Origin of the sequence: Marinifilum sp. D737 (assembly GCF_026672275.1) — a bacterium.
In the GTDB taxonomy this organism is placed as follows: domain Bacteria; phylum Bacteroidota; class Bacteroidia; order Bacteroidales; family Marinifilaceae; genus Marinifilum.
This window is the reverse complement of record NZ_JANQCD010000012.1, coordinates 112,727-126,843: the sequence shown is the minus strand read 5'-3', so window position 1 is coordinate 126,843 and position 14,117 is coordinate 112,727. Positions and strand designations below refer to the sequence as shown.

General features: G+C 35.7%; 10 protein-coding genes. 2 read left to right on the top strand and 8 right to left on the bottom strand.

Annotated features, from left to right (window positions below; translation table 11 throughout):
• Positions 1 to 48: 48 nt before the first annotated feature.
• A complete protein-coding gene (locus NQ163_RS09430; RefSeq protein ID WP_268190095.1) occupies positions 49 to 1,140 on the bottom strand; it encodes a C40 family peptidase in 1,092 nt (363 codons plus the stop codon).
• A 369-nt stretch (positions 1,141 to 1,509) separates the two neighbouring features.
• Complete coding sequence (locus NQ163_RS09425; protein WP_268190094.1) at positions 1,510 to 2,613, bottom strand: anhydro-N-acetylmuramic acid kinase; 1,104 nt, start codon at positions 2,611 to 2,613, stop codon at positions 1,510 to 1,512.
• A 336-nt stretch (positions 2,614 to 2,949) separates the two neighbouring features.
• Here NQ163_RS09425 and NQ163_RS09420 point away from each other — a divergent pair, with 336 nt between their 5' ends.
• Complete coding sequence (locus NQ163_RS09420; RefSeq protein WP_268190093.1) at positions 2,950 to 4,911, top strand: serine hydrolase domain-containing protein; 1,962 nt, start codon at positions 2,950 to 2,952, stop codon at positions 4,909 to 4,911.
• A gap of 67 nt (positions 4,912 to 4,978) precedes the next feature.
• On the opposite strand, the gene NQ163_RS09415 is transcribed toward NQ163_RS09420, so the two are convergent.
• Together NQ163_RS09415 and NQ163_RS09410 are read right to left on the bottom strand one after the other, a co-directional pair.
• Positions 4,979 to 6,418 carry a sodium:solute symporter gene (locus NQ163_RS09415; protein ID WP_268190092.1) on the bottom strand — a complete coding sequence of 480 codons (1,440 nt, stop codon included), beginning with the start codon at positions 6,416 to 6,418 and terminating at the stop codon, positions 4,979 to 4,981.
• Between the two features lie 43 nt (positions 6,419 to 6,461).
• Positions 6,462 to 7,943 (bottom strand): glycoside hydrolase family 10 protein, encoded by a 1,482-nt coding sequence (locus NQ163_RS09410; RefSeq protein WP_268190091.1) that lies wholly within the window; start codon positions 7,941 to 7,943, stop codon positions 6,462 to 6,464.
• Positions 7,944 to 8,192: 249 nt separating this feature from the next.
• Here NQ163_RS09410 and NQ163_RS09405 point away from each other — a divergent pair, with 249 nt between their 5' ends.
• On the top strand, positions 8,193 to 9,467 hold the full coding sequence (locus tag NQ163_RS09405) for an exo-beta-N-acetylmuramidase NamZ family protein (protein ID WP_268190090.1): 1,275 nt from the start codon (positions 8,193 to 8,195) through the stop codon (positions 9,465 to 9,467).
• Between the two features lie 93 nt (positions 9,468 to 9,560).
• Here NQ163_RS09405 and NQ163_RS09400 read toward each other — a convergent pair whose 3' ends face one another.
• The 4 genes from NQ163_RS09400 to NQ163_RS09385 form a co-directional block, all read right to left on the bottom strand.
• Entirely contained in the window at positions 9,561 to 10,670 is a 1,110-nt protein-coding gene (locus tag NQ163_RS09400) for an acyltransferase family protein (protein WP_268190089.1), read from the bottom strand.
• 30 nt (positions 10,671 to 10,700) lie between these two features.
• Positions 10,701 to 11,225, bottom strand: a complete 525-nt coding sequence (locus tag NQ163_RS09395; RefSeq protein ID WP_268190088.1) for a GDSL-type esterase/lipase family protein — start codon at positions 11,223 to 11,225, stop codon at positions 10,701 to 10,703.
• Positions 11,226 to 11,295: 70 nt separating this feature from the next.
• Entirely contained in the window at positions 11,296 to 12,588 is a 1,293-nt protein-coding gene (locus NQ163_RS09390) for an AmpG family muropeptide MFS transporter (protein ID WP_268190087.1), read from the bottom strand.
• A 114-nt stretch (positions 12,589 to 12,702) separates the two neighbouring features.
• Positions 12,703 to 14,025 carry a SpoIID/LytB domain-containing protein gene (locus NQ163_RS09385; RefSeq protein WP_268190086.1) on the bottom strand — a complete coding sequence of 441 codons (1,323 nt, stop codon included), beginning with the start codon at positions 14,023 to 14,025 and terminating at the stop codon, positions 12,703 to 12,705.
• Positions 14,026 to 14,117: the final 92 nt, after the last annotated feature.

Below are 14,117 nucleotides of genomic sequence, written 5' to 3'. Positions count from 1 at the left end.
CCACTACCTATAAATTTCCTTCTATCTAACTTCATTTCTATTTAAATCTTAATACCAGGGATGTTCTGAAACTTTTACAATTCCTTCTTCCCCTAATCTATTTAAGATCTTGCGACCTCCCAACCATGAAACTGTTCTGTAGTTGCTAAAATTTTCTGCTTCAGGATCGAAGCTGTTAATTTTCACACGTCCTGAAGAATGAATAAACTCACCATCTTTGATATACATCCCAACATGAGTTACTTTTTGTGATTTACCATCTCCTGCTTTTCTACCAAAAAACACCAAATCTCCTTCTACTAATTTTTCAAACCCTTGTTCAGGAGATATGGTTTCTCCATGAAGAAACTGCAATGAAGCATCACGCGCTATAATAATTCCATTCATAAAATAAACCGACTTAACAAACCCACTGCAGTCAACTCCTTTCGATGATGTTCCTCCCCACAAATAAGGGCGTCCCATAAATTCTTTTGCTACTTGAGTTAGTATTGAAGGTTCTTTTACTTCTTTAGATTTCCATAGGTCAAAATCAATACAATCAGCCTTGTTTAATCTTATGGATCTCTCGTCTGGCAGGTTTAATAACAAGTAATTCGCCCTTTCCTCCTTAACCTCCAGAATTGATCCTGCTACAATATCAGTAATGGTCTCCTGTCCTTTAATATCTTTAGCTATCTGAAAATGCGGAAGACAAACTACTCTTCTGGCATTTCTCCAATTCATCATTTGTTCCTTGGTTCGTAGATTCAATGCAGCTTTATCTACCCATGCAATATATTTATCAGGAGTCTGAATCTGACACCACGAATTCTTTTGATTTAAAATTTTAACCGGAGTTCCCATTATAGCTTGTGAAACAAGCTCTGCCGAATGCTTTGGATGAGACCTAAGATTTACAACACTTAAATTAACCAATCCCCAAATCTTATCACCCATTTGTTGCTCTGGAAGTAAAACCAAGCTATCTACTAAATGAATTTCTAATCCTTCCAAACTTGAAAACAAGGCTAATTTAGCTTCCGGCAAAGATGTTTCTCCACTGACAATTAAATTACCATTGCTACTCATAGAAAAACTTGTAGTATAAATTGCTTCTCTGCGATCAGGCGCAAAATGATTACCAATTTTCTGAGACATTTGATTTGCTTTTAGCAAAACCTGTTTGCTATCATTGCAAGCAAATACAATAAAAATCATCAATATGTAATAAGTATATCTCATCTTAGAAGCTTAATTAATTGGTATTACATGTTACATATGTCCACAAATATAATGTTTCCTTTTAAATACCACACATTTTCAAGGTGTTGCACAACACTTTTTTATACTAAAACTCCTTATTGAATCATTCGTTCTCTGGCTGTTCATCGATATTACGGAAGAAAACTAAAGACACTCAAAATAAGCACTATCTATAATCATTCTTAAAAAAAAACACACATCTTGCGATTTGTAATACAAAATACTTAATCATCTGTAACTCCAAAACGATTCCATGCTTAAAATCTAATTCTTACTTTTACAAACGACTCCCAAAAGAACATCCTTTTCAGCGCCTGTTACGCTATGAAGATTACCTGCTTTCTCGTTAATTCTACGATAAGCCAACCAAGAAAAAGCAACAGCTTCTACCAATTGAACAGGAATACCCAATTCAGTAGTTGGCAAAACCTTAACTTTAGGCAAGTAATTCCTGAGCCTTTCCAATAGATAAACATTATAAGCTCCACCTCCACAAACATATATGGCTTCTACATCTTTGGCGTAAATATTAACTTCGTTAGCTATTGTTTTTACAGTTAATTCTGTAAGAGTAGCCTGCACATCTTCATCAGTGATATCAATATAATTGCTAAGTTTATGACTCAACCAATCCATATTGAACAACTCTTTACCTGTACTCTTAGGTGCATAAAGACTGAAATAACTCTCTTCCAAAAGCAAGCTCAACAACTCTTCGTTAACCTGTCCCGATCGAGCCCAATCCCCATTGCTATCATACCTCTCTCCTCTTTTATTCTGTATCCATAAATCTATTAAACAATTTGCCGGACCAGTATCCAATCCTATAACTTCATTTTTACCAAGTACAGTTATATTCGCGATTCCTCCCAAATTTAAAATCACACGACTTTCATTCTCCGATCTAAAGTGCTCATGATGAAAGGCCGGGGTCAAAGGCGCTCCTTCACCACCAAAGGCCATATCCATCCTTCTAAAATCCACTATACTGGTTATTCCTGTTTTAGCTGCCAATAGGTTTCCATCACCAATCTGCATTGTAAAAGGGTATTTTCCCCCAGGAGCATGATAAACAGTTTGCCCATGACACCCAATTGCAACAATTTTAGCTCTTTCTACACCTGAATCTAGTATCAGTTTATTAACACAATCAGCATAAGACAGCGCTAAACGGTGATCAATCTCTCCTAGCTTTTTTAAAGATGTCTCTCCTGTTTTCAGCAAGTTTTTAACATCATCTGACAGGTCATCAGGAAAATCTTGCGAAACACTATTAAGTACTTTGATTTTACCATCATTAATTGTTACCAAAACAGCATCAATCCCATCAACACTCGTTCCCGACATTACTCCAATATACATATCCATAAGATTCCCTTTTAACACTCTAATAATTTAAGACTAGGCAATAGAAACAACATATCATACATCTTTCAAAAACTCATGTGTTTTTTGTCATTTAAATCGAATCATTCTCTTAATAAAAATAAAATACACCTATCAAAAAACAAGTTAACGCTCCAGTAGCAAACAATACCGAACCCCTTCTTTACAACACATTACGCTACTTTGGAAAATAGATTAAATAAAAAAAACCTACTTTTAAAATATCACTTCAAATATCTCCTATTATGATGTATTACAAATATGAATAAAATATATATCTTTATATCATATTTTGATATTTTTTTTATTTTTAATCCTATGGTTCGTATATACTTACTCTCGGTAGCATTGCTTTTAATCACAAGCAATTTAAATGCACAAGTAACCAATGTGCAACAAAGCACCCCTCAAACCTCAATTCACAATCAAAATGCATCAACACATTATATCGATTCGATAAAATCACTTGTTGAGCAAACCAATAAGGCGGTATGCGTTTTAGAAAACAAATCAGATTTTATTCCTGTATCTAATTTGAACTTAAATCGCATTATTTCAATTTCCATTGATAGTACAAGTAAAGAATCTGCTTTTCAAAGTATGTTAAAAAAGTATACCCAGATAACATGTGAGCAAATCAAGATTGATTCCCTGTCAACAGGAACCAATAACAAAAACTACACAAACAACGAAATCCTAATTGTTAGTATACACAACAGCAATAAGGACAATGCTGCATTCATTGATCGCTATATTTCTTCTATCAAAGGAAATGCTAAATTAATTGTTACCCTTTTTAATACATCGCACATTGCCTTATTGAATAAGAAAAGCAGTTCTGTAAAAAGCATACTGTATTCTAATACAAACACAGAAATGGTTCAAGAAACGGCAGCACAAATCATATTTGGTGGTATTTCATCTACTGGTACACTCAATAAAAATTTGGGAATGTATCCTAAAAACACAGGGATAAAAACCAAAGGAGAAATCAGATTCCAATATACTTATCCTGAAATAGCAGGCATTGATTCTGAGACTCTATACAAAACCATCGATTCTGTTGCCAAAATTGGTTTACAAGCGCAAGCATTTCCAGGTTGCCAGGTACTTGTTGCTAAAGACAGAAAAGTAATTTATCACGAATGTTTTGGATATCATACTTACAACAAATTTTTACCTGTATTACCAGATGATATTTATGATTTAGCATCAGTAACTAAAATAACAGGACCACTTCCTGCTATTATGCGATTTGTTGACGGTGGTCAGATCGATATGGATGAAAAATTCTCAACTTACTGGAAGGCTTTTAAAAGAACCAATAAAAAAGATATTATCTTTAGAGATGTATTGGCTCACCAGGCACAACTTATACCTTGGATTGCATTTTGGAAAAACACTGTAGATAGTTCAAATCGATTCAAAAAAAGAACGTATAGTTATCGTCAATCAAAAAAATATCCAGTAGAAGTAGCTCCACAAATGTTTCTTCACAAAAACTACAGAAAGAAGATTTATAAGGCTATTAAAGAATCTGACTTACTTCCAGAAAAACATTACCAATATTCCGGATTATCATTCTATGTATTCCCAAAAATGATTGAGGATCTATCAGGTAAAGCTTATGATGATTACATCAAAGATGAATTCTACAAACCACTAGGAGCCTTCACATTAGACTTTAATGCCTACAAACGCTTCTCAGAAAAAAAGATCATACCAACCGAAAATGATAAAGTATTCAGAAACACATTACTTACTGGTTATGTAGATGATGAAGGTTGTGCTATGATGGGAGGAATATCAGGTAATGCAGGATTGTTTTCATCTGCAAACGACTTGGCAAAAATGATTCAGATGTATGTACAAATGGGAGAATATGGCGGACATAGATTTATCTCTGAAAAAACAATGAAAGAGTTTACCAAAACACAATTTCCAGAAAACGACAATCGCAGAGGCTTAGGTTTTGACAAACCTTTATTCGGCAATGACACTCTATCCATAAAGGATTGCTACCCTGCCTATGGCGCAAGTAGTGACAGTTTTGGACATTCAGGCTTTACGGGTACATTTGTTTGGGCTGATCCTGAAAAACAGTTGGTGTATATCTTTCTTTCAAACAGAGTTCATCCAAGCCGAGAAAGTCGTGAAATTTACAGGAAAAATATCAGAACAGCGATTCACCAGGGAATTTACGATGCAATTGAAGTATTTAAGGAAAAACAATCCAGCTCCCCTCGTCATTCTCTAACCGACGATATTACAATCAACTAAATCATAAAAAACAGGTAGAAACTTATAAAAGTTTCTACCTGTTTTTTTTTTGCAAATAGTTCTCGTATCATTTTTTTTCCACTTTAAAAGAGTACGAAACCATCCACAGTCCAATAAATGTAATTAAACCATTGGCAATGAGAAGTTCAAATCCGAAACGATACCCCCATAATAATTCTTCAGAATAAACATTTAGCAAATAGGTCAATACCGGAGATAAGATACAGATAAGAGGCACCCACTTGTCTTTAACCAATCTTTTATTCCCCATTCCGAAAGCGAACAAACCCAAAAGCGGTCCATAAGTATAACCTGCTACTTTAAAAACTGCTGTTACAACGCTATCATTATTCACAATATCAAATAGTACAATTACAAAGAACATGATAGCAGAAAACATCAAGTGAATTAAAAGCCTCTTTTTAGGCGTAACATCTCCACCTAAAAAATCAACACAAAAAGATGTGGTCAAAGCAGTTAAAGCGGAATCAGCACTTGAATATGCAGCCGCAGTTATTCCCAAAAGGAAAACGACACCAGCCAACAATCCAAAATGATTTAAAGCCAGAAAAGCATACACATCATCACTTTTTGCAGGCATTGAAATTCCTTGTTGCTGAGCGAAAATATACAACAACACACCTAGTGAAAGGAACAATACATTTGCCAGTACAAATGAAAAACTAAAATAGTATACATTTTTCTGAGCTTCCTTTGTATTCTTGCATGTCAGGTTTTTTTGCATCATATTCTGATCTAAACCATTCATCACAATTACAACAGCAATACCTGCAAAAAACTGTTTAAAGAAATTTCGTGGCGATTGCCAATTCCAATTAAATAAATTCGAGTACTCATGTTGGCTAATATTACCAATCATATCAGCAGAACTAAAATCGAGTTTATTGGCAATTACCAAAATAGTGATCACAACTGAACCCAACATGAACAATGTCTGTAAAGTATCTGTCCAAACTATGGTTTTAATTCCACCTCTAAAGGTATAGCACCAAATCAGTATAATGGTAATCAGAACTGTTGCCCAAAACGGGATATTAAAAGCATTAAAAAAGGCCAATTGCAAAACCCCGGCAACAAGAAACAACCTGAAAGATGCACCTATAGTTTGAGATACCAAAAAGAAGAAAGATCCTGTTTTATAGGTTTTAAATCCGAACCTTTGATTTAAATAGGTGTAAATTGAAACCAATTTCAATCGATAATACAAAGGAATTAATACCTGTGCCACAACCCAATACCCAACCAAGTTTCCTAAAACAAATTGAAAATAACTCCAACCTGTATTTCCAACTTCCCCAGGTACCGATATAAAGGTTACTCCTGATAAGGATGCACCTATCATTCCAAATGCCACCAAATACCATGGCGACTGTCGGTTTCCAGTAAAAAAAGTATCATTACTGCTATTTCGTGATGTCAACCAAGAAACAAGCATCAACAAACCAAAGTAGCCAAATACCACTCCAAAAACAATCCACGTGTTCATACTATTCTTTAAATATTTTTTAAGCTATACATTCAAAATACTATTATAGATTCAATACTTGACTGGCTTCACTTTCCGCATTGGTTCTACTGATGGCTGTCACAACATATTTATAGTTTTCCAATCCATATTTCAGATTCAAGTATGGACGAGCAGTAATTGAAAGAATTGAATCTACTTTATCAAGCCTTACCCTTTCATTTTTATCGAATGCATAAACAACGTAACATTTTGCATCCTTTACGGATTCCCATTCTAACTTTCCATTTCTCAGAAGCAAATTCGCAGGAGCAGGCAAAACAATCGGAGCAATGGTATTACACTCTGGTATTAAAGTTGTATTCTGATAAATTTGAGATTGCAACTTTTCGTTGATCCCCAAAAGATTATTCGTAAAGGATTTTGATGAAAAAAACATACTTCCACTGATTTGTTTCAATTTCCTATTCAACTCTAACTGCCTGATAATCTCATCTGAATTATGCCATGCTTTCACTCTAGATTCTGAGTCCAATCTATAAGCTCCTTGTCCAACATAACAAGGCTTACCATATGAATTCTTGTTCCACCACTTTGCGATTACTTTATAATTGGCCACTTTTTTACCAATGTGCCAGTAGATTTGTGGTGCCACATAATCAATCCAATCATTCTTTAACCACAACAACACATCAGCATACAAATCATCGTAATTGGTTTGACCAGCTTGAGTTCTGGATCCAGACTTGTCAACATTTTTGTTTCGCCAAACTCCAAATGGAGAAATACCAAAAGGCATCCATGGCTTTATTGATTTGATGGTGTCGTTTATTTGTTTGATTACAAGATTTACATTCTCTCTTCTCCAATCATCAATTCGATCTGGATAAAATTCCCCTCCATGCTTTACGAAACTTTCTGAATCAGGGAAAGCCTCATCTTTTATTTTGTATGGGTAAAAATAATCGTCGAAATGAATGGCATCCACATCATACCTACGAACCACGTCACCTACAATTTTCGACACGTAATCTCTGGTTTCCGGCAATCCGGGGTTAAAATATTTGTGCTTTCCATAGGTCAAAAACAATTCCGGTCGAGTATTGGTAATGTGATTTGGATCTGTTTTGGCATCCTTATATAGAAATACAGCTCTGTATGGATTCATCCAAGCATGCAATTCCATAGCTCTTTTGTGACACTCCTCGACAGCAAATTGTAATGGATCATAAAATGGTTCAGGAGCTTTACCTTGTTCACCTGTTAGCCATTGTGACCATGGTTCGTAAGCCGATTTGTAGAAAGCATCAGTAGCTGGTCGAACCTGGAATATCACCGTATTCATTCCATTTTTCTTGTGTTGATCCAAATGAGCAATCAATTCCTTCCTTTGTTCTTCTACACTTAAGCCGGGTTTCGATGGCCAGTCAATATTATCAACAGTAGCTATCCAGACGGCACGCATCTCACGTTTAGGAGATTTCTTTTTAGCAAAAACCACCAAACTCATCAAAATCAATATTGATATCGCGATTATTTTTTTCATCCGATTTGAAACATTACTATGGTTATCTCTTTCAATTAAAAGACTTAATTTGCCATTTTGCTGTTTCTTTGTATGGCTTGAAAAGGAATATAGAAATAGGGTATTAAATAAACAGTGGGTTAAATGTCTTATCATTGCAAACAAATTATTAAGTTGTCATACATGTTACAAAAGTAAAAATTTTATTAGTTTTGCAATGAAAAAATGTAAAAAACAACATTCTAAATTGCCAAAACAGTTATACACACTATGAAACTGAACAACAAAAAGATGCGAATACAAAACACACCCTTGCGAGGACTTGTAATATTAATGCTGATTTTCGGACTATTTCAAGAAAGATTAAATGCCCAAAGAGTAGAAACTGGAATAGATGTACTACAAAAATCCAATTTTAAAATTCTGCTTGGAAAAAAGGTTGGTATTATCACAAATCCCACAGGAGTGAATAAAAATATTGTTTCAACAATCGATTTGCTTCATGAGGCTACAAATGTTGAGGTAAAAGCTTTGTACAGTCCTGAACACGGAATTAGAGGAGATCATGCTGCCGGGGCCAAAGTTGGAACATATACCGATGAAAAAACCGGTCTTACCGTTTATTCTCTTTATGGCAAAAACAAAAAACCAAATGCTGAAATGCTAAAAGGATTGGACGCCTTGATTTACGATATCCAAGACATTGGTGTAAGATCGTACACTTATATTAGCACAATGGGTTTGGCAATGGAAGCTTGTCGTGAAAACGATATTGAATTAATTGTTTTGGATCGTCCTAACCCAATTGGCGGCTTAAAAGTTGAGGGCGGATTGGTTGAACCTGACTATATTTCCTTTGTAAGTCAGTTTCCCGTTCCTTATGTTTATGGCCTAACTTGTGGAGAGCTTGCCAATTATTTAAACGAAGAAGGCTTATTGAAGGATGGCAAGAAATGCAAGCTAACTGTTGTAAAAATGAATGGCTGGAAACGAGATATGATTTTTGCTGAAACAGGTTTGCCATGGGTGCCAACATCGCCTCACATCCCAAATTCGAATACTGCAATTTACTATGCAATTTCAGGAATTTTAGGAGAGCTTTATACAGTATCGATAGGTGTTGGATACACTCAACCTTTTGAACTATTTGCAGCAGAATGGATTGATGCCGACAAATTAGCATCTAATTTAAATGAACTATCTCTACCCGGAGTAATATTCCGTCCGGTACATTACAAACCATACTATTCAGTTAGCAAAGGAGAAATGATTCATGGTGTACAGTTACATTTTACCGATGTGACAAAAGCACCACTTTCTTTAATTCAATTCTACGTTCTGCAAGAACTACACAAATTAAATCCAGACAAAAACGTATTTCAAATGTGCGATGAAGCTCGTCTAAACATGTTTGATAAAGTTTGCGGGGACAAGAAAATCAGAGAGGAGTTCTCGAAAAACTTTTTGGTTAAAGACATTGAAGACCTTTGGAATATTCCTGCTGAAGATTTTAAAGAAAAATCGAAAAAATATTGGTTGTATTAATGCATTTATATGGTCGCTAAAAAGCGACCTTTTTTTTTACACTTCCGCAAAAACTTCTCAAAAAGAAAGCTTCGGAATTCCGAAGCTTTCTTTTTATATCTTAATAAAAATGCGTTTTCGATACAAATACAACACAATTAACCAGTATACTATGATATGAGAAAGTGCAAAAAACAAAGATCCATTTAATGGTCCTGCCCAGGATGCAAATGCATTTTGATACAGCCAGGCATATCCCGTTATCGATTTTCCCGAGGCATCAGAAAAGTGAACCAAATAGATAATCACCTTTACCCAAACTACAGACAATACAAAAATAAAAAGTGGATTCATTCCGAAAACCAAAAATGGATGAGCCCATTTTTTATAATTCAGCATATCGATAAAGAAAATCATTACGGCCATTACCAATTGAGCCAATCCTGCTGTATACAGCACATAGGAACTTGACCAAATCGGTTTATTAATAGGAAATCCAATATTCCAAATCAAACCTGCAATCACTCCCAACACACCAAAGATTAGTAATCCAGGAACAATCATTTTTCTATCCGAAGAAGAAATTAAACTACCGGTAAGGTATCCTAACAAAACGGTTACAATTGCAGGCAGTGTACTAAACAGTCCTTCCGGATCGAAAGGCATTCCAAATCCTTTATACAAATGACTTTCGCCTAAAATTGCAGTATCGAAAGCAATTGTTGAATTTCCTTCCAGACTATAAGGCTGATCACCACCAAGGAAATAAACCAATCCCCAATAGGCAAAAAGCAATGCGCCTGAAACAATCAACAACCTGGTTTTACTTAGAGCAAGACACAACAAACTACCCAAGCCATAGGCAAGTGCAATACGTTGCAGAACTCCCATTATTCTAAGATTCTCTAACTTTAAATGATAAAAAGGGAATGCATTTAGTAACAATCCGATTCCAAAAATGATTACTGTTCTTTTCAGAATTTTTTTCCCTGCATTGGCATTTAGTTCATGATTAAATTTTCCGAATGCAAAGAACATTGCCACCCCCACTGCAAACAGGAAAAAAGGAAATACCAAATCTGTTGGTGTGCAACCATGCCACTTAGAGTGCAAGAGTGGTGCATACACATGACTCCAACTACCTGGAGTGTTTACCGTAATCATTGCAGCAATGGTTAATCCCCGAAAGGCATCCAAAGCCATTAATCTTTGCGATTTTCCCATGATATTAAATTATACCGATTTGTTTATAAATTATATCAAATCTTCAGATTGCAAGCAGTTTTTCCAAACCTGATATCCTGCATCATTCAAATGAAGTCCGTCGTAAGTGTATTCTCTCATCAACTCATTGGAATAAGTAGAAAAAGAAGGATATAAATCCACAAAAGTGATATTTTCTTCTTCGCACAGACTTTTCAACAACTTGTTAACATCTCTGATTTTTACAGAATCAAACACATTACTTGGAAACATTTCAAAATTAACCGGCAATAAAGACTGTATAACCAACTTGCTACTGGTTTCATTCTTTACTTTTAGGATCAGCTTCGAAAAGTTCTCAATAATTGCACTTGATTCGATACCATCTCCCAAATCGTTAACGCCCATCATTAAAAAAATCAGATCGTTTTTTTGATCCAACACTGCGGGCAGTCGCATCAATATTTCATTCGATTTTTCTCCCGGAACACCATGATTGTAGACTTCATGATTGGAAAAGAAATCTTCCCATCTTCCTGCGTATGTTAAACTATCTCCTAGAAATGCTATTTTCATGATTGCTATTGTATGCCATGAATTAAACCCCATGGCAATTCATATTTACACAAACTATTTTTGCAAGTAATTACTTCTTTTTTATCCCATATTTAGGGTCAATCTTAATGAGTTTAACCATTATAAAACTTGGAATGGTACAAAGGATTACCCAGATAAAGAAATGCTGATATCCTATCATTTCCTGAATCCATCCAGAAATCATACCTGGCACCATCATTCCCAAGGCCATAAATGCCGTGCAAAATGCAAAGTGAGCAGTTTTGTGTTTTCCTTCAGATACATAAATTTGGTACAACATGTAAGCCGTGAAACCAAACCCATAACCAAATTGCTCAACCGCAACCGATGCACAAACCAAAACAAATGATTCAGGCAATGCATAAGACAGGTACACATATACTAAATTTGGAAGATTAATAGCAATTACCATTGGCCACAACCAATATTTCAAGCCTTTTCTTGAAGCTGCATATCCCCCAAGAATTCCTCCTATGGTTAAGAATAAAACTCCAATGGTTCCATATACAATCCCCACATCACTGGTTGATAAACCTAAACCTCCTACTTCTCTTCCATCTAGTAAGAAAGGTGAAGCCATTTTTACCAATTGTGATTCACCCAATCTATAGGTTAACAATACTCCCAAAATCACCCAAATGTCTTTTTTCACAAAGAAACCAACTATCGTTTCCCCAAACTCTTGCATCACATCAGAAAAACTTTTCACGTCTTTATCTTCATCTTCCTTTGGATATGGTAATGCGAATTTGTGATAGAAAGTAAATAAGAAAAACAAGACTGCCAAAATCACAAAAATCATCGACCAGGCCATTGGGATATCTTCTCCCTTTCCAAACAAATCTGTTGTTTCAAAAATCCCGGCAAGGTATACCAATGCACCTTGTCCAACAATCATAGCCAATCGATAAAAAGTACTTCGTATTCCAATAAAATAAGCCTGTTGACTATCGTCTATTCCATACATATAAAAACCATCAGCAGCAATATCGTGAGTTGCTGAACTAAATGCCAACAACCAGAAAAATGCCAGTGTAGATTGAAAAAACAATGATGTTGGAACGGTAAAGGCTACTCCAGCCAGGCCTGCTCCAATAAACAATTGCATGGTCACAATCCACCAACGCTTGCTTTTCAGAATATCAACCAATGGACTCCAAAATGGTTTAATTACCCATGGCAAATACAACCATGATGTGTACAAAGCAATATCGGTATTCGAAATTCCCAATCGTTTGTACATGATTACAGCTACTGTCATCACTACCACATATGGAATTCCCTCTGCAAAATACAAGGATGGAATCCATGCCCAGGGCGAGCGAGTTTTTGATTTTGACATCTTTAATTAATTTAAGTTTTGATGCTCTCACCTGATGTAAGGCACCAATATGTTTCTTTTACCTCATCCTAAATCCCTCTTAAAGGCGAGGGACTTTTGAGGCATATCATATTCTTAATATCTTTTCTCTAATTCAGCTCCTCTAAAATAGTGAAGCAAAATTTCATCGTGCTTATATCCTTTTGCACCCATTACTGCAGCACCAATCTGACAAAGTCCTACTCCATGTCCCCAGCCTGCGCCAATCAGTACAAATTTCGAAGGTACTCCATTAACCACATCTAGCTTGTCTACCACAAATTCTGAACTGTAAAGGTGCGATTCAGAAAGCACTTTGCGGATTTCCAATTCTTTCCCGATAGTTAATGTACGCTTGCCACCAACAATTTTCAGGCTGATTAATCTACCTGATTCTCCACGTTCGCCTGGAATCAAATCCAAAATCTGACCAAATTCTTTTCCTGTTTTTCTTTCAATCAGTTCCGCAATTTCCTCTTGGGTATATTCAACTTTCCAGCGATAAAAATCCATGGTTTCCTGATCGTAATCGTTCAATACCTGAGATAAAATTTCCTTATCAGTAGTATTACAGAATGCTTCTGGTGAAGTACGAATAAATTTGTCTGCAGCTTCCTCCTTGGTCAAATCCATATCATATCCCTTTGGAGCTTGAGGATTATCGATTACAGCTTGCAAATATTTATGGTTTTCAGGCTCCCAAACATTCTCAAAGGTTTCTGCTACACCACCACAACATTTTGAGAATCGAGCATCACAAATTTTCCCTTCACTGGTCAATACAATACCGCGTGTTTCATTAATGGCATCCACCACCAATGGAGTAGATTGCTTTGTCATTCCTTGGTAACGCTGACAATGATCATCAGCACAAACATCAAAATTTACATGATCTTCTCTGTCATACCAACGAATGAATGAATCTTCTGTTTCTACAATACTCTGATATTGGGTATTTGATTTCTGCAACTCTTCACCCTTTATAACCTGGGCCATTAGCCATGAACGAGAAATAACCGCATGCGCCTTTAACAACTCAAAACTACTGGTCGCACTCATTTCTGAAGAAATCACACTTACCAAATAGTCTTCAAGCGATAAAACATTGATTGCAGTTAACTTCTCATCTTCACAAATAAAATGAAGACTTCCTTTAAATCTCTGGTCTTCTTTACGCTCCCAGTGAAATTTAATTCCAATGGTAACTCCAAACAGGTCAAAATTCCCTGTTTCATACTCTTTAGGATCGAAAATCAACTCCTCATCAATAATTCCATCAAAAGAGATTTTGCCATCCATGTATTTTGCTTGCTGTTCTCCTGTATATTCTTTCCCATTTTGTTGCAGTACGTAAGTTCCGTTCAACTGAAACGAAATCTCTTTTTCGTACATGATTCCAACTCGTAATTGTGGTTCCATAATGTTTAGCTATTAAACTTGGTGCTCTCTCTAAGTGAGGGTACCAATATGTTTTTTATAACCTCCCCCTAAATCCATCTCCTCGAGAAGAG

Coding starts and splice junctions, on each gene's coding strand:
- NQ163_RS09400 (WP_268190089.1), bottom strand. CDS start 10,670: ATGGGAAAATCGCAAAGATTAATGGCTTTGGATGCCTTTCGGGGATTA.
- NQ163_RS09405 (WP_268190090.1), top strand. CDS start 8,193: ATGAAACTGAACAACAAAAAGATGCGAATACAAAACACACCCTTGCGA.
- NQ163_RS09390 (WP_268190087.1), bottom strand. CDS start 12,588: ATGTCAAAATCAAAAACTCGCTCGCCCTGGGCATGGATTCCATCCTTG.
- NQ163_RS09430 (WP_268190095.1), bottom strand. CDS start 1,140: ATGTCTCAGAAAATTGGTAATCATTTTGCGCCTGATCGCAGAGAAGCA.
- NQ163_RS09425 (WP_268190094.1), bottom strand. CDS start 2,613: ATGGATATGTATATTGGAGTAATGTCGGGAACGAGTGTTGATGGGATT.
- NQ163_RS09385 (WP_268190086.1), bottom strand. CDS start 14,025: ATGGAACCACAATTACGAGTTGGAATCATGTACGAAAAAGAGATTTCG.
- NQ163_RS09420 (WP_268190093.1), top strand. CDS start 2,950: ATGGTTCGTATATACTTACTCTCGGTAGCATTGCTTTTAATCACAAGC.
- NQ163_RS09415 (WP_268190092.1), bottom strand. CDS start 6,418: ATGAACACGTGGATTGTTTTTGGAGTGGTATTTGGCTACTTTGGTTTG.
- NQ163_RS09410 (WP_268190091.1), bottom strand. CDS start 7,943: ATGAAAAAAATAATCGCGATATCAATATTGATTTTGATGAGTTTGGTG.
- NQ163_RS09395 (WP_268190088.1), bottom strand. CDS start 11,225: ATGAAAATAGCATTTCTAGGAGATAGTTTAACATACGCAGGAAGATGG.